The following is a 429-nucleotide window of genomic DNA, read 5'->3' as shown; positions in this document are numbered from 1 at the left end:
AGTAAGAACAATACCGCATTGATTCTCAGCGCGGTGGCTATCGCTATTGCTCTGGCGGCGGGCGTCGGTTTGTATGGCTGGGGTAAACAACAGGCCGTCAATCAGACTGCCACCAGCGATGCCCTGGCTAACCAACTTACGGCACTGCAAAAAGCCCAGGAGAGCCAAAAAGCCGAGCTGGAAGGCATTATCAAGCAACAAGCTGTACAGCTTGAGCAGGCGAATCGTCAGCAAGAAACGCTGGCAAAACAGCTGGATGAAGTCCAACAAAAGGTCGCCACCATTTCCGGCAGCGATGCTAAAACCTGGCTGCTGGCCCAGGCCGATTTTCTGGTGAAACTCGCCGGACGGAAGCTGTGGAGCGATCAGGACGTCACGACCGCTGCAGCGTTGCTGAAAAGTGCAGACGCCAGCCTGGCGGATATGAAT

1 protein-coding gene is annotated in these 429 nt (G+C 55.2%); it reads left to right on the top strand.

Annotation, left to right across the window (positions count from 1 at the left end):
• A partial coding sequence (locus BJP32_RS16780) for a uroporphyrinogen-III C-methyltransferase (protein WP_198935315.1) occupies positions 1–429 on the top strand: 429 nt, incomplete at both ends.

Source organism: Brevundimonas sp. ZS04 (assembly GCF_001956865.1).
GTDB classification, from domain to species: Bacteria; Pseudomonadota; Alphaproteobacteria; order Caulobacterales; family Caulobacteraceae; genus Brevundimonas; species Brevundimonas diminuta.
The sequence above is the reverse complement of the archived record's forward strand: the minus strand, read 5'-3'. Positions and strand labels throughout refer to the sequence as shown.